Source organism: Streptomyces sp. NBC_00647, from assembly GCF_045207245.1.
GTDB lineage: Bacteria > Actinomycetota > Actinomycetes > Streptomycetales > Streptomycetaceae > Streptomyces.
In genome coordinates this window covers 5,799,808-5,819,005 of sequence record NZ_CP109040.1, presented here as the reverse complement: position 1 = coordinate 5,819,005, position 19,198 = coordinate 5,799,808, and the positions used below count along the sequence as shown (strand labels likewise).

Sequence of the window (19,198 nt, the reverse complement as noted above, 5' to 3'; positions counted from 1 at the left end):
CCGGATGGCAGAGCAGACCCACGTCCTGTTCGTCGAGGACGACGACGTCATCCGCGAGGCCACGCAACTCGCCCTGGAACGCGACGGCTTCGCGGTCACGGCCATGCCCGACGGGCTCTCGGGCCTGGAGGCGTTCCGCGCCGACCGCCCCGACATCGCCCTGCTGGACGTGATGGTCCCCGGGCTCGACGGCGTCTCGCTGTGCCGCCGTATCCGCGACGAGTCGGCCGTGCCGGTCATCATGCTGTCCGCGCGCGCGGACTCGATCGACGTCGTGCTCGGCCTGGAGGCCGGCGCCGACGACTATGTGACCAAGCCCTTCGACGGTGCCGTGCTGGTCGCCCGGATCCGCGCGGTGCTGCGACGCTTCGGGCACGCGAACGGCGGGCAGGGAGCGGGGGCCGAGGGGGCCGGATCGCTGGACGGCGGGATGCTCGCCTTCGGTGACCTGGAGATCGACACCGAGGGCATGGAGGTACGCAGGAACGGTACGCCGGTGGCCCTGACACCCACCGAGATGCGGCTGCTCCTGGAGTTCTCCGCGGCGCCCGGGACGGTACTGAGCCGCGACAAGCTGCTCGAACGGGTGTGGGACTACGGCTGGGGCGGGGACACCCGGGTCGTCGACGTCCATGTGCAGCGGCTGCGTACGAAGATCGGCCAGGACCGTATCGAGACGGTCCGCGGCTTCGGCTACAAGTTGAAGGCCTGAGCAGGGGTATGCGGGGGATATTTCAGCGCTCGGCTCCGGGGAAACCCCCGGTTCCGGGGCAGGGACCGGTTCCGGGGCAGCGACCGATTCCGGGGAGACGCCAGGACGCGGGCGGTGGCACGACCACGGGGCCGCGCGACGCCATCGCCACCAGGAGAGACGCCGGCAGGGGCAGAGGCAGAGGCAGAGGCCTCAGTATCGGCATCGACCGGGGCACGGATTCGGGTACGAGCATTCGTACGGGCATCCGATGGAAGCTCAGCACGGCGATCGCCCTGGTCGGCGCGCTGGTCGCGATCGCGCTGAGCCTGGTCGTGCACAACGCCGCCCGTGTCTCGATGCTGGACAACTCGCGCGACCTCGCCGACGAGCGCATCCAGCTCGCCCAGCGCATGTACGGACCGGGCCGGACGCCACCCTTCGGGGCCACGATCGACGATCCCTCCATTCCGGCGGACCTGCTGGCGAAGGTCTCGGAGGGACGGCGGGCGACCTATGTCACCGCGGGCGCGAACGGTGTGCCGGACATCTGGGCCGCCGTACCGCTCAGGAACGGCCAGGTGCTGTCCTGGCACGAGCGGTTCACGGACCGCAACGCGGACGTGATGAAGGACCTCGACCAGGCGCTGATCATCGGCTCCATCGCGGTCGTCTTCGGTGGCAGCGCCCTCGGTGTGCTGATCGGCGGCCAGCTCTCGCGTCGCCTGCGCAAGGCGGCGTCCGCCGCGAACCGGGTCGCCAAGGGCGAGACCGACGTCCGGGTCCGGGACGCGATCGGCGGTGTCGTGCTCGACGAGACCGACGACCTCGCGCGCGCCGTGGACGCCATGGCCGACGCGCTCCAGCAGCGCATCGAGGCCGAGCGCCGGGTGACCGCCGACATCGCCCATGAACTGCGCACACCGGTGACCGGGCTGCTCACGGCTGCCGAGCTCCTGCCGCCCGGCCGCCCCACCGAGCTCGTACGGGACCGGGCGCAGGCCATGCGCACGCTCGTCGAGGACGTGCTGGAGGTCGCCCGGCTCGACGGCGCCTCCGAGCGGGCCGAGCTGCAGGACATCATGCTCGGCGAGTTCGTGAGCCGGCGGGTGGCCGCCAAGGGCGCGGACGTCGAGGTGCGCGTGGTGCACGAGTCGGAGGTCACGACGGACCCGCGCCGCCTGGAGCGCGTCCTGCTCAACCTTCTCGCGAACGCCGCCCGGCACGGCAGGCCGCCGATCGAGGTCACCGTCGAGGGGCGCGTCATCCGCGTCCGCGACCACGGTCCCGGCTTCCCCGAGAAGCTCCTCGCCGAGGGGCCGAGCCGGTTCCGCACCGGCAGCGCCGACCGCGCGGGCGACGGACACGGGCTCGGCCTCACCATCGCCGCGGGCCAGGCCCGGGTGCTCGGCGCGCGGCTGACCTTCCGCAACGTACGGCCCGCCGGGGCCCCGGACGACGTACCGGCCGAGGGCGCGGTCGCCGTCCTGTGGCTGCCGGAGCACGCGCCGACGAGCACGGGGAGCTACCCGATCCTGCCGCCGTCCGGGAAGTAGCCGGGGGCACGCGCCTTGTCCCAGGGGCTGTTCCGACGGCGCCCCTAGCGGCTCCAGTCCTGGTCCGGGTCGAGGCCGCCCTCGCGGCGCTGGGTGAAGGAGAACCAGTTCCCCGAGTCGTCGCGGAACAGCGCTTCGGTGCCGTACGGGCGCTCCTGCGGCTCCTGGAGGAACTCCACGCCGCGGTCCTTGAGCTTCTTGTAGTCGCCGTGGATGTCGTCGGTGCTCAGCACGCCCGCGCCGAGCGCGCCCTTGGCGACCAGCTTCTTCATCATCTCGGCGGACTCGGGGTCCATGGCGGGCGGTCCGGGCACCATGAGGGTCAGCTCGACCTCGGGCTGCTGCGGGGCACCGACGGTGAGCCAGCGCATACCGCCCTCGCCCATCGTCATGTCCGTACGGACCTCGAGCCCGAGCTTCTCGGTGTAGAACTCCTTCGCCCGGTCCTGGTCGAGAACCCAGACGGTCGAAATGGCGAGTCCTTTGATCATGGTCTGCTCCAGGTGTGCGGGTCACGCGGGGTGCCCGGTCGTGCCGGGCCGTCGTCCTCGGTGCGTGCCCTGCCACGGTAGGCAGCCGCCGCGTCAGGACGCTTCTTCGGAATTGCGCTCCCCGGCCCCGCCACCGGCACGGGATCCGGCATCGACGCGGGATCCGGCATCGGCGCGGGTTGTCGCCTCGGCAGGGGCCGCGGCTTCGGCACGGGTTGCCGCCTCGGAACGGGTCGCGGCCTCGGAACCGGCGTCCGCACGCGCGCCCGGACCCGTCCGGAAGCCGCCGGCCCAGAGCATCGCGTAGCAGCCGGGAATGAGCGCGGCACCGCGCCCCACATGTTGCGCCCGGTACTCGCTCGGCGTCAGCCCGGTCCATGTCTTGAAGCGCGCCGAGAAGGTGCCGAGGCTGCTGAAGCCGACCAGATGGCAGATCTCGGTCACCGAGAGATTCGCCGTCCGCAGCAGATCCTCCGCCCGGTCGATGCGCCGGTGCGTCAGATACTGGCCCGGTGTCTCGCCGTACGCCGCCTTGAAGGCCCGGATGAAGTGATACCGCGAATACCCGGCACGCGCGGCCAGCGCGTCGAGATCGGTGCCGGGCTCGGCCCAGTCCCGATCCATGACGTCCTTGGCCAGCCGCAGCTGCCGCATTCGGTCCACGTTCCGATGGTGGCACGCGCCACTGACAGTCACGTGGAACGGAAGAGGGAACGGAGACGGCACGAGGGACGGCACGGGAGAAGGCCCCCGGGGCGGACAACGCCGGGGGCCTTCTGTCGAGGAACTCAGGGGCGGACGGGAGAGGTGAGACCTCCGGTCGGGTCAGACCGGCTCGGCGAGCGAGGCCTGAGGAGCCTCGTCCCGCACCTCGTCCTCGCCGGGCTTGGGAGCGCCCGCTCCGGCGCCCTTCAGCGGGACTTCCTTCACGAAGACCGCCGCGACCAGCGCGAGCACGGCCACCACGGAGCCCAGCAGGAACGCGGAGTGCGTACCGGAGGACACCGCGTGCTGGTACGCCTCCCGGGCCGCGGCCGGCAGCTTCGCCAGGCTGGCCGCGTCGAGCTGCGCGGACTTCTCGGTCAGCTTGGAGCCGATCGCACCGGCCCGCTCGGACATGACGTCCTGCACCCGGTGGTTGAACAGCGCGCCCATGATGGCGACGCCGAACGACGAGCCGAGCGTACGGAAGAGAGTGGTGGACGAGGACGCGACGCCCATGTCCTTCATCTCGACGCTGTTCTGCGCGACGAGCATCGTGACCTGCATCAGGCAGCCCATGCCCGCGCCGAGCACCGCCATGTACAGCCCGGAGGTGAGCCGGGTCGTCTCGGTGTCCATCAGCGAGAGCAGGAACAGACCGACGATCATCAGCACGCTGCCGACGAGCGGGAAGATCTTGTAGCGGCCGCTGTTGGTGGTGACGCGTCCGGCGACCATCGACACGGCCAGCATCGCGCCGAGCATGGGCAGGAGCAGCAGGCCGGAGTTGGTGGCGGACGCGCCCTGCACGGACTGCTGGTACAGCGGCAGGAAGAGCACGGCGCCGAACATCACGAAGCCGGTGATGAAGCCGATGGTCGACATCAGCGTGAAGTTGCGGCTGCGGAAGATGTGCAGCGGCATGACCGGCGCGGCGGCCTTGGTCTGCCAGAACACGAAGCCGACGAGGGAGGCGACGCCGATCCCGGTCAGCTCCATGATCCGCGCGGAGCTCCAGGCGTACTCGGTGCCGCCCCAGGTGGTGACGAGGACGATGGCGGAGATACCGAGGGCCAGCAACCCGGCGCCCAGGTAGTCGATCTTCGCCTCGACACGCTTCTTCGGCAGGTGCAGTACGACACTGACCGCGATGAGCGCGACGACGCCGAGCGGAAGATTGATGTAGAAGGACCAGCGCCAGCCCCAGTGGTCGGTGATGGTGCCGCCGACCAGCGGGCCGAGGATCATGGCGAAGGCCATCACGCCGGCCATCATGCCCTGGTACTTGCCGCGCTCGCGGGGCGGAATGAGGTCACCGATGATCGCCATGACGCCGACCATCAGACCACCGGCGCCGAGACCCTGGATGGCGCGGAAGCCGATGAGCTGGCCCATGTCCTGGGCCATGCCGCTGAGCGCGGAACCGATCAGGAAGATCACGATCGAGGTCATGAAGGCGCCCTTGCGCCCGTACATGTCGCCGAGCTTGCCCCAGATCGGGGTGGAGGCCGCGGTGGCGAGGGTGTAGCCGGTGACCACCCAGGACAGGTGCTCCAAGCCGCCCAGCTCGCCGACGATCGTCGGCATCGCCGTGCCCACGATCATGTTGTCGAGCATCGCGAGCAGCATCGCGATCATGAGCGCCATGAGGACGACCCGCACGCTGCGCTGCCGCTTCTCGCCGTCGACCGCCGGTTGGCCCTCGGCCGGTTTCCCGGCATGCTCGGCGGCCGGTTCGGCCGCCTTCGTCTTGTCCGCCATCTTTCCCACTCCCCTGAGTACCTCTGCCGCCGTCGTCCGGCTACTTACTTGCCGACCGGCAAGCTGACTACACTCAGGGAAAATAGCCTCGCAACTAGCCGGGCGTCAAGTAAGTAAGACTAGTTTTGCCAGCCGGTCGACAGGTAAGTTTTCAGGGAGTGCGAGGCATACGAGGATGGGCGGCACGATGGACGGCACCAAGCGGCAGCGCCGGGGCGACACGCGGCAGCGCATCCAGGACGTGGCCCTCGAACTTTTCTCCGAGCAGGGCTACGAGAAGACCTCGCTGCGCGAGATCGCCGAGCACCTCGATGTCACCAAAGCGGCGCTCTACTACCACTTCAAGACCAAGGAAGAGATCCTCATCAGCCTCTTCGAGGATCTGACGAGGCCGCTCGACGAGCTGATCGAGTGGGGCAAGCAGCAGCCGCACAGCCTGGAGACCAAGCAGGAGGTGCTGCGCCGCTACAGCGACGCCCTCGGCGGCGCGTCCCCGCTCTTCCGCTTCATGCAGGAGAACCAGGCGACGGTGCGCGAGCTGAGCATCGGCGAGACCTTCAAGGACCGCATGATCAGCATGCTGGAGATCATCAAGGAGCCCGAGTCGCCGCTGACCGACCAGGTCCGCTGCATCAGCGCGCTCTTCACGATGCACGCCGGCATGTTCGTCCTCAAGGACGTCGAAGGCGACCCCGAGGACAAGCGCAAGGCTGTCCTGGAGGTCGCCATCGATCTGGTGACACAGGCCCACGGGGGCGGAGCGGCCCACGGAGGCGGAGCTTCGTAGCGCCACTTCCGACGCCGGGGCTCCGCCTCGGGCTCCGCACCTGGGCTCCGCGCCGGGTCACCGGCGCGGGCGGGCGGATCAGACCTTGACGCCCTTGGCGCGCAGGAACGAGGCCGGGTCGATCGCCGAACCGTAGTTGGCGGTCGTACGGATCTCGAAGTGCAGGTGCGGGCCACTGGAGTTGCCGGTGTTGCCGGACAGGGCGATGTGCTGACCGGTGGCGACGACCTGGCCTATCTTCACGTCGATGCGCGACAGGTGGGCGTACTGCGAGTACGTGCCGTTGGCGTGCTTGATGACGATGGCGTTGCCGTACGCCGGACCGTCACCGGCGCCGTTGCCGCCGGCCTTGACCACGGTGCCACCGTGCGCGGCGACGACGTTGGTGCCCTGCGGCACGGCGAAGTCCTGGCCGGAGTGCTTGTGGGACCACATGCCGCCGGCCTGGTTGAAGGAGGCGGACAGGGTGTACTTCGCCACCGGGTCGACCCAGGAAGCGGCCTTCTTGGCGGCGGTCTTCTTGGCGGTCGCCTTCGCTGCGGCGGCCTTCTTGACGGCAGCGGCCTTCTGCACGGCGGCGGCCTTCGCCTGAGCGGCCGCCTGCGTCTGCACGGCGTTGGCCGCGGTGACGGTACCGCTGCTGCTGAGGCCGGTTTCGGCGGCGGTCGCGACCCCTGCGCCCAGAACGACCGAGGCGCCCAGACCGACGGCGAGAACGGCCGCCCGAGTGCGGACCATGGACGTAAGGGACTTGCGGGACGTGACGCGCTTCGACATGAATACCTCGTGGAGACGGGGACAGGGACTGAACGACCACTCCGGTGCACTGGCGGCCACCGAGCGGGCCATTCATTGGTAACCCGCACCCCCAGGGGCACTCAAACAGCCCATCTACGACGTGAGCTAGTACTTCACCGCAAAACTTGATGAACCTTGACACCTCGGACATCCCGCACGGGATCTTGCCGTTTTTGCCCAAGAAACCAGGTTTAGCCCCACTTCGGGCCAGCACATCCCTTGCTAAACCTGCCCTCGGCCCAGCCGTCCCCACGAGGTGTACATCGACCTTCGAGCCCTGGGCCGAAGGTCCTTTTTGTCCGATTTGGCGTATCCACTATTCAACCTAGTACCGGACAAACCGCCTGTGCGTCATGTCACCGGGCCCCCGGATTCAGAGGTCCCTGAATGTGACGCGGGCTACGCTGCGGCCCCTGTTTTGAAGGGCCTTGGGAAGCCGGCGGGCCCTCCCCGGCCGCCCGAATCCCCGCCCCGACGTCCTCATGGCACGGACGGGCCCGGACCGCGCCTCCGTGACCGCTCCACGCGGGGGCCGTCCGTCCACCACGCGGCCGTCCGTCGCAAGGCAGGGCCGCCCCCTTGAACCCCCGGACGAAGGGCCGCCTCCCTGACGAAGGGCCGCCTCCCTGACGAAGGGCCGCCTCCCTGACGAAGGGCCGCCTCCCTGACGAAGGGCCGCCTCCCTGACGAGGGGCCGTCTGACGGCTCCCTGCCGGGGACGCGCGCGGGCCGGGATCTGTCGGCGATCGCCCGGGGCGGCGCGATGTCGCGCCCTGCTGTGTGGATCAGCTGTCAGAACATACGGTTGTCCTTCAGGCTCAACGTTCTCCCGGGGGATCGTCATGGACCCAGTAGCCGTCGGCACCCGCCTGGCCTCCAGCGTGGCCGCGCCTCTCGTCAGAAAGCTCTTCGTGACGGAGGGACCGGGAGCCGGGCTCGTGGACAAGCCCGTACGCATCTCGGCGTTCGTCTCCTTCAAGGGCGAGAAGCGGGTCATCGGCGAGAAGGAACTGGCCACTCTTTCCGCCGAGTTGGTCGGCCGGGCAGTGCGGGCCGGAGAACGTCCGATCCCCGCCGACGAGGAGCGGGCCGTCGTCCACGCCCTCGCCACGACCCTGCACGGCCTGGGCGACCTCACCATGACGGACATCCAAGCCGTGGAACTCGGCCACCGCGCGCTCGCCCTGCACCTGCGCGCGGCGAGCGGGAACCCCGACCGTGACCTGTCGTTCGACGCGACCCTGTTCTACGAGGGGCTGCTCGACACGGCCTGCCTCCACATCCTGCACTTCTTCACCCAGCGCTCGACCTTTGCCGCCCGCACCCTCGTGGAACACAGCCGCAGGCAGCGCGAACTCATCGCCAAGGTGGACGAGTTGATCGCCCGCACCCCCATGGCGGGCGGCACCGACCAGGCCTTCGAGCAGCGCTATCTCGCCCATGTCGCCACCAAGCACAGCCACCTCACCATCTACGGCATCGACCTCGTCAACTCCCCGGAACGCTGGCCGCTGGACGCCGCCTACCTCAGCCTCCAGGCCGTACGACCCGTCGGGGACGAGGAGACCGCTTCCTCGGGCGGTGTGCTCATCGCGGCGGCGGCCACCTCCCTGCCCGCCGAACAGGCCTTGTCGGAACAGGACTTGGTACTCCTGCGCGGCGTGGCCGGTTCCGGCAAGACCACGCTCGTGCAGTGGCTCGCGGTGACCGCGGCACGCGGAGAGCGGGGAGACCGCATCCCCTTCGTTCTCCCTCTCCGCACCCTCGTCCGCCGCCCGGACGGCCTTCCGTCCCCCGACGCCTTCCTCTCCGCCGTCCGCGTTCCCTTCCACGCGACCCAGCCGGGCGCCTGGACCGACCGGGTCCTCGGTCAGGGCCGCGGCCTGCTGCTCGTCGACGGCCTCGACGAGATCCCCGAACGCGACCGTGAACGCACCCGCCGCTGGCTGCGCGAACTCATCGACACCTATCCCGGCAACCAGTGGCTGGTCACGTCCCGGCCCTCGGCCGTACGGGAGGACTGGCTCGCGCCCGACGGATTCACCGAGCTCGTCCTGTCGCCGATGACCGGCGACGACGTGGCCGCTTTCATCCGCCGCTGGCATGCCGCGGCCCGTCCGGACGCCTCGGACACGGACCGCCTCGACGGCTACGAGCGTTCCCTCCTCGACGCCGTCCGGACCAAGCCGGACCTCGGCCGACTGGCCACCAATCCCCTGATGTGCGGCCTGATCTGCGCGCTGCACCGCGACCGGCGCGGCTATCTGCCGCACGGCAGGCAGGAGTTGTACGACGCCGCGCTCTCCATGCTGCTGTCGCGCCGCGACGAGGAGCGCGACATGTTCCCGGAAAGCGGTCACGACGGCATCCATCTCACGGAGCTTCCGCAGATCCAGCTTCTGCAACGCCTGGCCTACTGGCTCATCCGCAACGGCCGGGTGGAGATGGACCGCGATCGCGCCGAACGCATCGTCGCCGATGTGCTGCCCTCCCTCCCGGCCGCCGCTCACCAGGGCGACGCCGCGCAGGTACTGCGTCACCTCATGATCCGCAGCGGCCTCCTCCGTGAACCGACCCTCGGCACCGTCGAGTTCGTCCACCGCACCTTCCAGGACTACCTGGGTGCCAAGGCCGCGGTGGAGGACGGGGACTTCGGACTGCTGGTGCGCAACGCCGGGGAATCCCAGTGGGCGGACGTGATCCGGATGTCCGTCGCCCATGCCCGCCCACGGGAACGGGCCGACTTGCTGGGCGCCATGACCGACTCGGCGACCCGGCTCGACAGGGCGTCCGCGACCCGCGTACGGCTTCTCGCCCTCGCCTCGCTGGAGCACGCCACGCAACTCGCGCCCGAGGTACGGGCCGCCGTGGAGGGCGACGCCGCCGCACTCATCCCGCCGAGGACGTCCGAGGAGGCTCGCGCCCTGGCCGAGGCCGGCCCCCTCGTCCTCGAACTGCTGCCCGGACCGGAGGGTCTGACCGAGGACGAGGCCCGAGGAGTCGTGGTCACCGCCTCCCTGATCGGCACCGACGCGGCCGTCCCCGTACTGGCACGCTTCCGCTCGCACCCCGCCCTGTCCGTCCGGGCGCAGCTCACCTGGGGATGGCACCGGTTCGACACCGAGCGCTACGCGTCCGAGGTGGTCGCCCATCTGGACCCCGCCGGCCTGTACTTCACCGCGCACTCGACCGCCCAGCTCCGCGTGCTGCGCGACCTGGGCGGCCGGTCCATGCTGCAGATCGTCGGAGACTTCGGCTCGGCGGAGCTGCGCTCCTGCCTGCCGCCCGACCAGGTGACACATCTGGTGCTGCGCTACAACAACCGTCTGCGGGACCTGGACTTCCTGACGGCTCAGCCGCGACTGGAGCAGCTGAACCTCGATCAGTGCGAGGAGGTCGACGGCCTCGAACCGCTCAGGGAGCTGCCGCTGCGGGCACTGTCCCTGCTGTCCCACAAAGGACGGGCCCCGTCGCCCCGCGGTCTGGACGCGCTGAGGTCGCTGCGCGAGCTGAACGTCGGACACCGGCTCACGGGCGAATCGCTGAGCGACACGCTGCCCCTGGACTCACCCCTGGAGGTCCTCTCCTTCGGGCTGGACGTGCTCCGCGACACCGGGATGCGGGGACTGCGTCACTGGGAGTCCCTGCACACCCTCTGGCTGAGCCGGGTGCCCGGCGAGCTCTCCCCCGCCGACTGGTCCGAGGTCGCCGCGCTGCCGGAGCTCAGAGAGCTGCGGATCCACCGGGCCGCCCTGGGTTCCCTCGGGTCGGCACCGCCGCTGCCGGGCGTCGAGCACCTGGAACTCAGAAAGCTGCTGGGGAACGAGGACCTGTCCTGGCTCCGGTCCGTGGTGCCGAATCTGCGGACGGTCAATTTCGTCCTCAATTCGGACACCGGCACCGCACCGGAGCATCTCTCGGGTCAATTGCCGGGCGAACACACGACGACGAGGACCCACAACATTCTGTGACTCCTCCCCCTCCTGAAAAAAGGGGCTGCCCCGGGACCGAAGTCCCGGGGCAGCCCCTTTTCAGGCGGACCCGGAGGTCACGCCTCCTTGCTCAGGTTGGGACCGGCACCACCGGCGGCCTGCTCGATCGGCGGGACGTCGGGCAGCGCCGACTTCTCCTCACCGCGGAAGGTGAAGGCCTTGGTCTCGCCCTCGCCCTCCGTGTCGACGACCACGATGTGGCCGGGACGGAGCTCGCCGAAGAGGATCTTCTCGGAGAGGACGTCCTCGATCTCGCGCTGGATGGTCCGGCGCAGCGGCCGGGCGCCCAGGACGGGGTCGTAGCCCTTCTTCGCGAGGAGGGACTTGGCGCTCGGGCTGAGCTCGATGCCCATGTCCCGGTCCTTCAGACGCTCGTCCACCTTCGCGACCATGAGGTCGACGATCTGGATGATGTCTTCCTCGGTCAGCTGGTGGAAGACCACCGTGTCGTCGACACGGTTCAGGAACTCGGGGCGGAAGTGCTGCTTCAGCTCCTCGTTGACCTTGGCCTTCATCCGGTCGTAGTTGGACTTGACGTCGCCCACGGCCGCGAAGCCGAGGTTGAAGCCCTTGGAGATGTCCCGGGTGCCGAGGTTGGTCGTCATGATGATGACCGTGTTCTTGAAGTCCACGACCCGGCCCTGGGAGTCGGTCAGGCGACCGTCCTCCAGGATCTGCAGCAGCGAGTTGAAAATGTCCGGGTGGGCCTTCTCGACCTCGTCGAAGAGGACGACGGAGAACGGCTTGCGGCGGACCTTCTCGGTCAGCTGGCCGCCCTCTTCGTAGCCCACGTAGCCGGGGGGCGAACCGAAGAGACGCGAGACCGTGTGCTTCTCGCTGAACTCCGACATGTCGAGGGAGATCAGCGCGTCCTCGTCACCGAAGAGGAACTCCGCGAGGGTCTTCGACAGCTCCGTCTTACCGACACCCGAGGGGCCGGCGAAGATGAAGGAACCACCGGGACGCTTCGGGTCCTTCAGACCCGCTCGCGTACGACGGATCGCCTGCGAGAGCGCCTTGATGGCGTCCTTCTGGCCGATGACCCGCTTGTGGAGCTCGTCCTCCATGCGCAGCAGACGCGAGGACTCCTCCTCGGTCAGCTTGAAGACCGGGATGCCGGTGGCGGTGGCCAGGACCTCGGCGATGAGCTCGCCGTCGACCTCGGCCACGACGTCCATGTCGCCGGCCTTCCACTCCTTCTCGCGCTTGGCCTTCGCCGCCAGCAGCTGCTTCTCCTTGTCGCGGAGAGAGGCCGCCTTCTCGAAGTCCTGGGAGTCGATGGCCGACTCCTTGTCGCGGCGCACGCCCGCGATCTTCTCGTCGAACTCACGGAGGTCCGGCGGTGCGGTCATCCGGCGGATGCGCATCCGGGAGCCCGCCTCGTCGATCAGGTCGATCGCCTTGTCGGGGAGGAAGCGGTCCGAGATGTACCGGTCGGCGAGCGTCGCCGCCTGCACCAGTGCCTCGTCCGTGATGGAGACACGGTGGTGGGCCTCGTACCGGTCGCGCAGACCCTTGAGGATCTCGATCGTGTGGGGGAGGGAAGGCTCCGCCACCTGGATCGGCTGGAAGCGGCGCTCGAGGGCCGCGTCCTTCTCGAGGTGCTTGCGGTACTCGTCCAGCGTGGTGGCGCCGATGGTCTGCAGCTCACCACGGGCCAGCATCGGCTTCAGGATCGAGGCCGCGTCGATGGCGCCCTCGGCGGCACCCGCACCGACCAGCGTGTGGAGCTCGTCGATGAACAGGATGATGTCGCCGCGGGTGCGGATCTCCTTGAGGACCTTCTTCAGGCGCTCCTCGAAGTCACCGCGGTAGCGGGAGCCGGCGACCAGTGCGCCGAGGTCGAGGGTGTAGAGGTGCTTGTCCTTGAGGGTCTCGGGCACCTCGCCCTTGACGATGGCCTGGGCGAGGCCCTCGACGACGGCGGTCTTGCCGACGCCGGGCTCACCGATCAGCACCGGGTTGTTCTTCGTACGGCGGGACAGCACCTGCATGACCCGCTCGATCTCCTTCTCGCGCCCGATGACCGGGTCGAGCTTGGACTCACGAGCGGCCTGGGTGAGGTTCCGGCCGAACTGGTCGAGGACCAGGGACGTGGAGGGGGTGCCCTCGGCAGGACCACCGGCGGTGGCGGTCTCCTTGCCCTGGTAGCCGGAGAGCAGCTGGATCACCTGCTGCCGCACCCGGTTGAGGTCTGCGCCCAGCTTGACCAGGACCTGGGCGGCGACGCCCTCGCCCTCACGGATCAGGCCGAGCAGGATGTGCTCCGTGCCGATGTAGTTGTGGCCCAGCTGAAGGGCCTCGCGGAGCGACAGCTCCAGGACCTTCTTGGCACGGGGGGTGAAGGGGATGTGGCCCGAGGGCGCCTGCTGGCCCTGGCCGATGATCTCCTCCACCTGCTGGCGGACCGCCTCGAGCGAAATCCCGAGGCTCTCCAGGGCCTTAGCGGCGACACCCTCACCCTCGTGGATCAGGCCCAGGAGGATGTGCTCGGTGCCGATGTAGTTGTGGTTGAGCATCCGGGCTTCTTCCTGAGCCAGGACGACAACCCGCCGCGCGCGGTCGGTGAACCTCTCGAACATCGTTAATCGCTCCTCAGAGCGGTCAGGCAGTAAGGGGACGCTCCCCTCCCTGTCCTTCCGCAGCTTAGTCCCGCAAGCGGGGACCGCTCATTCCAACTGCCGACACCGTCCTTGGCCTCCTGACCCCGAACGCCGACATCTGCTCCAACCTGATGGTGCGAGACGATGTTCCCGCAGGCCAGGCAGATACCCTCTCCCGCTGTACGCCGATGGCGAACGTGAGATGCCCGAGCCGTGCGTGTCGCCCCTCCCACTAGGGATGTCTTACCCGTGCGCACTGACAGTCCATGCCGCGCGCACCGGTTCCCTCCGCTACGGGCGAACACTCTTGCCCGGCCGAAGGCCCTCGCACGCCCATTTTCCAGGAACTCTGCGCGTTCACGGAAACGCCCAGCGTAACTCCGGGGCTCTTCCGGCGGTTGCTCCTTGCATGGTTCCCACCGTCTCTCTCCCCCGCCGGCCGTTCGATCCGGGAGATCCGGTCGATCCGGTGCATCAGTGGTACGAGAACGAACTGGGCTGGGCGGCAGTGCCCGGGTCGCCGGTACGGCTCGTCACGGGGCTGCGCTTCGACGTCCTGGAGGTGCCGGCGGAGGCGGGATTCGCGGCGCTGCGGCAGCTGGGGCCCGCGTCTCCGGTGGCGTTGCACGGGGAGCGGATGCAGCTGCTGGTGGCCGCGGGAAGCGCGGAGGAGCTGCCGGGGCTGCTCGACTGGCTGGAGTGGGGCGCTCTGGCGCTGGATCTCACGGCGATCGGCGCGGGCGGAAGCATCGAGGCTCCCCAGCCGCCGGATCCCGGCGTCCCGGTGGTGCCGTGCTCCGGGGCTCCGATGTCACCGGGTCCCCGCGCACCGCTGCCGACCGGACAGGAGGCCCGGACAGAGGACCGAGGCCAAGCCGGGACAGAGGCCCGGACAGAGGGCCACCCGCAAGCCCGTCCCGTGGACCGGCCGACGGCCGGTCCGGAAACACAGAGGGGCCCGCGAGGGGCCGCCCGCTGGCTGCGGCCCCCGGAGCCCGGCTGCGCGGTGGAGCCGGCATTGCCGACGCTGTCGGCGCTGGGCGGCGGGGCCGTCGGCGGGGGCGGTGGGGGCGCCCCCGATCTCGTACGACTCGTGCAGACGATGGCGACGCAATGCCATCGGGTAAGGCTGCGGCGCGCCTGCGCTCAGCCGTTGGCCTTCTCGTAAGCCTCACGAATGGACGCGGGAACTCGGCCGCGGTCGTTGACCTCGTAGCCGTTCTCCTTCGCCCAGGCACGGATCTGCGCGGTGTCCTGGCTGCCGCCGGAAGCGACACGGGCCTTTCCGCGTCCACCCGAAGCACGGCCTCCGGTACGACGGCCACCCTTCACGTAGGGCTCGAGAAGGCCACGGAGCTTGTCCGCATTGGCTGTCGTGAGATCGATTTCGTACGTCTTGCCGTCCAACGCGAACGTCACGGTCTCGTCCGCCTCGCCACCGTCGAGGTCGTCGACAAGAAGGACCTGAACCTTCTGCGCCACCGGATTTCCTTTCATCGATAACTTCAGGGCAAGGAGGGCCCGCGGCGTCCGCCGTTTCGCCGTCCCTTGTTATATGCAGTACTGCAGTACGTCGGAAAGCAAACCGCTTTTGCTGGAAAAACACAAACCCCTGGCAGAGACTCAGTGACCACTGCCCGCCCGGAAACGTGCGCGTTTCGGACATAGGGAACGTGGGCAACGCACTCCGGCGGAATAGCCGGTGGCGATCACAGATGCAGAAGCATCCGGCTGTTGCCCAAGGTGTTCGGTTTCACTCGTTCGAGACCGAGGAACTCCGCCACGCCCTCGTCATAGGAACGCAGGAGCTCGGCGTAGACATCGGTGTCGACGGGTGTCTCGCCGATCTCCACGAAGCCGTGCTTCGCGAAGAAGGCGACTTCGAAGGTCAGGCAGAAAACCCGTCGAACGCCGAGCCAGCGAGCGGTCTGCAGCAACTTCTCCAGCAACTGATGCCCGACGCCCAGGCCCTTGACCGCGGGGTTCACCGCGAGAGTGCGGACTTCCGCGAGGTCTTCCCACATCACGTGCAGGGCGCCACAGCCGACCACCTCGGCGTTGTCGTCGCGTTCCGCGACCCAGAACTCCTGGATGTCCTCGTAAAGCGTGACCGTGGCTTTGTCGAGCAGGATACGGCGGCGCACGTTCGCGTCAAGGAGTCCGCGTACGGCCGCGACATCGCTGGTCCTGGCCCGCCGGACGGTGATGGCTTTTGCGGTGACTTCGGGATGCTGTGCCGGAAGCTCTGCTGGAACCTCTGCGGGATGCTCTGCTGGCATGAGCGGACGCTATCGCTCTGAGCCGTCCCCGTCCCCGGCGGGGTTCTCCTCGGAGCGCGGGGGCTCCGGTGGCCTTTCGACGGGTTCGGCGGCTTGTGGTTCGGGCCCTTGCACCATGCGTACGGCATCCCTGAGCGCGACCCGCTGTTCCTCGCTCATCATCCCGAAGAAGGCGACGAGAGCGGCTGCCGGGTTGTCGCTCTGCGACCAGGCGTCGTTCATCAGCGCCGCCGAGTAGGCGGCACGAGTGGAGACCGCCTCATATCGATAGGCCCGGCCTTCCGCCTCGCGACGGACCCAGCCCTTCTGATGGAGATTGTCCAAAACGGTCATCACCGTGGTGTACGCGATGGACCGTTCCTGTTGAAGGTCTTCCAGGACTTCCCGAACGGTCACCGGGCGGTTCCACTTCCACACCCGCGTCATGACCGCGTCTTCGAGTTCTCCCAATGGGCGAGGCACAGCTCAGAACAATAGTGGGAGATGACCAACAAAAAGGGCGTACGACTCGAAGAACGTATGAAACGCATGAAACGTCTGAGTCGTACGCCGGTGGGAGCGCGGTTCGGTCGGGGCGGCCGTACGCCCGGCGGTACGGGGCGGCCGTACGCCGAAGGGGGCGCGGTCGGGGCTCCGCGCGGGGCGGCCCTGTGGGCTCAGGCCCCGGCATCCTTGGGGCCCGAGGCCTGGTGGGCGCCCTCCACGCGCGCGAGGGCGGCGTCGACGACCGCGTCCTCCTTGGCCTTGTTGGCGCCGCCCTGGCTCTTCACGATCGTCACGATGAGCCCGATGAAGAACACGGCCATCACGACGGGGGGCACGAGCGCGGAGACATAGTCCATGCCCCCAGAGTAGCTAGCCCGCCGCGAGCTGCTGCGGGGGGTTCGCCGGAGGCGGCCCGGGCTTGCGCCTCGGCGGGAAGACCTCGCCCGGGGTGGGGATGGGCCGGTCCGGGCGGGGCGGCTGGGACTGCGGCTTCGGCTCGGGCTTCTTGTCGGGCTCGTCGGCGGCCCGGCCCCCGGGCAGGGCCAGCAGCCGGGTGCGGGACGCCGGCACCGAGAGGACCGAGCGGCCCGCGAGACGGGCGCGCACGTCCTGCTCGGCGAGGATCCGGCAGCGGTCCAGGAGAGCCGCCGCGGTGGGGTTTCCGCGCAGCGCGCGGAGCGCGGCGAGATCGTCGGGGTTCGGCCGGTAGCCGGCCGCGAGGACCTCCTCCAGAAGGACGAGGTAGCCGGCCGCGGTACCCGGCAGCGCGGCCCGGTAGCGGGCCAGGTCGGCCACCAGGAAGGCCCGGAGCCTGGCTCCCTCGCGGGCCGCCTCGTCGACGGACTCGGCGAGGCGGAGGCAGTCCTGGACGTCCTCGGCCGAGGCGGGACTGGGGTGCAGGGCGAGGGCGAGGGCACGGCGGAGCACACGCAGCTCCTCCGCACCGAACGCCATGCCGCCGTGGGATCCGTAGGGCGTGGGCATGCGGCGACGATACGCGCTAATCAGACAAAATCCGCATAGCGGGCTAAATGTGGCGCGTCATGCTTTCGCGGATGACGGAGGAATTCGGAATCGGATCCCGGACGCGGATCCCGGACGCGGATCCCGGACGCGGATCAAGGCTCTCCCCGCCGGAGTCGGGACGGAGAGCCTCGCGAACGTGTCTCTCTTCGACACCGGCTCCACAAAGTGCGAAGGGGTGAGACACGTCGGAGGCACTCCGAGGGGCGCGGACGGCGCCGGTCCTCGGAGTGCGCTCCGGGAGCTCACATGCGCGAGACGTTCCGCTCGTACACCAGGCGCAGCCCGATCAGCGTGAGCCACGGCTCGTGCTCGTCGATCACCGAGGACTCGCCGAGGACCATGGGCGCCAGCCCGCCCGTGGCGATGACGGTGACGTCCTCGGGGTCGTCGGCGAGCTCGCGCGCCATACGGGTCACGACTCCGTCGACCTGGCCGGCGAACCCGTAGATGATGCCGGACTGCATCGCCTCGACGGTGTTCTTGCCGATCACCGCGCGCGGCCGGGCCACCTCGATCTTCCGCAGCTGCGCGCCCTTGACGCCGAGCGCCTCGACGGAGATCTCGATGCCGGGAGCGATGACACCGCCGATGTACTCGCCCCGCGCGCTGACCGCGTCGAACGTGGTCGCCGTACCGAAGTCGACGACGATCGCCGGTCCCCCGTACAGCTCGACGGCCGCCACGGCGTTGATGATCCGGTCGGCGCCGACCTCCTTGGGGTTGTCCGTGAGGATCGGCACGCCCGTCTTGACGCCGGGCTCGACGAGGACGGCGGGGACATCGCCGTAGTAGCGCCGCGTCACCTCGCGCAGCTCGTGCAGCACGGACGGAACGGTGGCGCAGATCGCGATGCCGTCGATGCCGTCGCCGAGCTCCTCGCCGAGCAGCGGGTGCATGCCCATGAGGCCCTGGAGGAGGACGGCGAGCTCGTCGGCGGTGCGGCGCGAGTCGGTGGAGATGCGCCAGTGCTCGACGATCTCCTCCCCGTCGAAGAGGCCGAGGACCGTGTGGGTGTTGCCTACGTCGATGGTCAGCAGCATGGCCGGGGTTACTCCGCCGCTCGCAGGTCGAGGCCGATGTCCAGGATCGGTGCGGAGTGCGTGAGCGCGCCCACGGCCAGGAAGTCGACGCCCGTCCGCGCGTACGCGGCGGCGTTGTCGAGGGTGAGCCGCCCGGACGCCTCCAGGAGCGCCCGGCCCTCGACGACGCCCACCGCCTCCTCGCACTCCAGAGGCGTGAAGTTGTCCAGAAGGATCAGGTCGGCGCCCGCGTCGACGACCTCGCGCAGCTGGTGCAGGGTGTCGACCTCGACCTCGACCGGGACCTCCGGGAACATCTCCCGTACGGCCTTGAAGGCCTGCGCCACGCCGCCGGCGGCGACCACGTGGTTGTCCTTGACCAGCGCGGCGTCGGAGAGCGACATCCGGTGGTTGACGCCGCCCCCGCAGCGCACCGCGAACTTCTCCAGCGAGCGCAGGCCCGGCGTCGTCTTGCGGGTGTCCCGCACGCGGGCCTCGGTGCCCTCCAGGGCGTCCGCCCACGCGCGCGTGGCGGTCGCGATGCCGGACAGCCGGCACAGGAGGTTCAGCGCGCTGCGTTCGGCCGTCAGCAGGTCGCGGGTGCGCGTGGTGACGCTCAGCAGCTTCTGGCCGGCCTCGACGCGGTCACCGTCCTCGACGTGCCGCTCGACCTCGAACTCGTCGGTGCAGACCACGGAGAGGACGGCCTCGGCGACCCGCAGACCCGCGACGACGCCCGCGTCCCGGGCGGTGAAGTCGGCGGTGGAGACGGCGTCCTCGGGGATGGTCGCGACCGTCGTCACGTCCACACCGTGGTCGAGGTCCTCCTGGATCGCCACGTTCGCGACGTCCTCGACCTCGAGGGGGTCGAGACCGGCGTCGGCGAGGAGCTGGGCGAGAGCGGGATCGAGGCCGCACTCCAGGTACGCCTCGTCCGTGTCGGCGCCGCAGCCGCAGCCGTCGCCGCAGCCGCCGCTCTGGACGAGGGGAAGGTCGTGGGTGCTCAC

General features: G+C 69.4%; 17 protein-coding genes. 5 read left to right on the top strand and 12 right to left on the bottom strand.

Annotated features, from left to right (window positions below; translation table 11 throughout):
* Window positions 1–4: 4 nt before the first annotated feature.
* Window positions 5–712, top strand: coding sequence for a two-component system response regulator CseB (gene cseB, locus OG788_RS25575; RefSeq protein ID WP_406373683.1), 708 nt, complete (start codon window positions 5–7; stop codon window positions 710–712).
* Window positions 713–720: 8 nt separating this feature from the next.
* Window positions 721–2,247, top strand: a complete 1,527-nt coding sequence (cseC, locus tag OG788_RS25570) for a two-component system sensor histidine kinase CseC (RefSeq protein ID WP_406373682.1) — start codon at window positions 721–723, stop codon at window positions 2,245–2,247.
* 44 nt (window positions 2,248–2,291) lie between these two features.
* Here cseC and OG788_RS25565 read toward each other — a convergent pair whose 3' ends face one another.
* The 3 genes from OG788_RS25565 to OG788_RS25555 all read right to left on the bottom strand — a co-directional run bounded on the left by OG788_RS25565 (window position 2,292) and on the right by OG788_RS25555 (window position 5,201).
* Entirely contained in the window at window positions 2,292–2,738 is a 447-nt protein-coding gene (locus tag OG788_RS25565; RefSeq protein WP_356751984.1) for a VOC family protein, read from the bottom strand.
* A 93-nt stretch (window positions 2,739–2,831) separates the two neighbouring features.
* Window positions 2,832–3,392, bottom strand: coding sequence for a helix-turn-helix transcriptional regulator (locus OG788_RS25560; protein WP_406376839.1), 561 nt, complete (start codon window positions 3,390–3,392; stop codon window positions 2,832–2,834).
* A 171-nt stretch (window positions 3,393–3,563) separates the two neighbouring features.
* A complete protein-coding gene (locus OG788_RS25555) occupies window positions 3,564–5,201 on the bottom strand; it encodes an MDR family MFS transporter (RefSeq protein WP_406373680.1) in 1,638 nt (545 codons plus the stop codon).
* Window positions 5,202–5,388: 187 nt separating this feature from the next.
* Here OG788_RS25555 and OG788_RS25550 point away from each other — a divergent pair, with 187 nt between their 5' ends.
* Window positions 5,389–5,988, top strand: a complete 600-nt coding sequence (locus OG788_RS25550; RefSeq protein WP_266761279.1) for a TetR/AcrR family transcriptional regulator — start codon at window positions 5,389–5,391, stop codon at window positions 5,986–5,988.
* 78 nt (window positions 5,989–6,066) lie between these two features.
* Here the strand turns inward: OG788_RS25550 and OG788_RS25545 are convergent, their stop codons facing one another.
* Complete coding sequence (locus OG788_RS25545; RefSeq protein ID WP_351542501.1) at window positions 6,067–6,765, bottom strand: M23 family metallopeptidase; 699 nt, start codon at window positions 6,763–6,765, stop codon at window positions 6,067–6,069.
* An 863-nt stretch (window positions 6,766–7,628) separates the two neighbouring features.
* Here OG788_RS25545 and OG788_RS25540 point away from each other — a divergent pair.
* On the top strand, window positions 7,629–10,757 hold the full coding sequence (locus OG788_RS25540; protein ID WP_406373678.1) for an NACHT domain-containing protein: 3,129 nt from the start codon (window positions 7,629–7,631) through the stop codon (window positions 10,755–10,757).
* Window positions 10,758–10,834: 77 nt separating this feature from the next.
* Here the strand turns inward: OG788_RS25540 and OG788_RS25535 are convergent, their stop codons facing one another.
* Entirely contained in the window at window positions 10,835–13,360 is a 2,526-nt protein-coding gene (locus tag OG788_RS25535) for an ATP-dependent Clp protease ATP-binding subunit (protein ID WP_266761273.1), read from the bottom strand.
* Window positions 13,361–13,790: 430 nt separating this feature from the next.
* On the opposite strand from OG788_RS25535, the gene OG788_RS25530 reads away from it, so the two are divergent.
* On the top strand, window positions 13,791–14,549 hold the full coding sequence (locus OG788_RS25530) for an SCO3374 family protein (RefSeq protein WP_406373676.1): 759 nt from the start codon (window positions 13,791–13,793) through the stop codon (window positions 14,547–14,549).
* On the opposite strand, the gene OG788_RS25525 is transcribed toward OG788_RS25530, so the two are convergent.
* The 7 genes from OG788_RS25525 to nadC all read right to left on the bottom strand — a co-directional run bounded on the left by OG788_RS25525 (window position 14,528) and on the right by nadC (window position 19,198).
* The gene (locus OG788_RS25525; RefSeq protein WP_010986119.1) at window positions 14,528–14,863 is read right to left on the bottom strand and encodes an Lsr2 family protein; all 336 of its coding nucleotides are present in this window, start codon (window positions 14,861–14,863) and stop codon (window positions 14,528–14,530) included. The genes OG788_RS25530 and OG788_RS25525 overlap by 22 nt on opposite strands.
* 227 nt (window positions 14,864–15,090) lie before the next feature.
* On the bottom strand, window positions 15,091–15,660 hold the full coding sequence (locus tag OG788_RS25520) for an amino-acid N-acetyltransferase (RefSeq protein WP_351542504.1): 570 nt from the start codon (window positions 15,658–15,660) through the stop codon (window positions 15,091–15,093).
* A 9-nt stretch (window positions 15,661–15,669) separates the two neighbouring features.
* The gene (locus tag OG788_RS25515) at window positions 15,670–16,122 is read right to left on the bottom strand and encodes a BlaI/MecI/CopY family transcriptional regulator (protein WP_406373675.1); all 453 of its coding nucleotides are present in this window, start codon (window positions 16,120–16,122) and stop codon (window positions 15,670–15,672) included.
* Window positions 16,123–16,316: 194 nt separating this feature from the next.
* A complete protein-coding gene (locus OG788_RS25510; RefSeq protein ID WP_266761265.1) occupies window positions 16,317–16,502 on the bottom strand; it encodes a hypothetical protein in 186 nt (61 codons plus the stop codon).
* Window positions 16,503–16,515: 13 nt separating this feature from the next.
* Window positions 16,516–17,100 carry a hypothetical protein gene (locus OG788_RS25505; RefSeq protein ID WP_406376837.1) on the bottom strand — a complete coding sequence of 195 codons (585 nt, stop codon included), beginning with the start codon at window positions 17,098–17,100 and terminating at the stop codon, window positions 16,516–16,518.
* Window positions 17,101–17,414: 314 nt separating this feature from the next.
* Window positions 17,415–18,212, bottom strand: a complete 798-nt coding sequence (locus OG788_RS25500) for a type III pantothenate kinase (RefSeq protein WP_351542506.1) — start codon at window positions 18,210–18,212, stop codon at window positions 17,415–17,417.
* 8 nt (window positions 18,213–18,220) lie between these two features.
* Window positions 18,221–19,198, bottom strand: a complete 978-nt coding sequence (gene nadC / locus OG788_RS25495; protein ID WP_351542507.1) for a carboxylating nicotinate-nucleotide diphosphorylase — start codon at window positions 19,196–19,198, stop codon at window positions 18,221–18,223.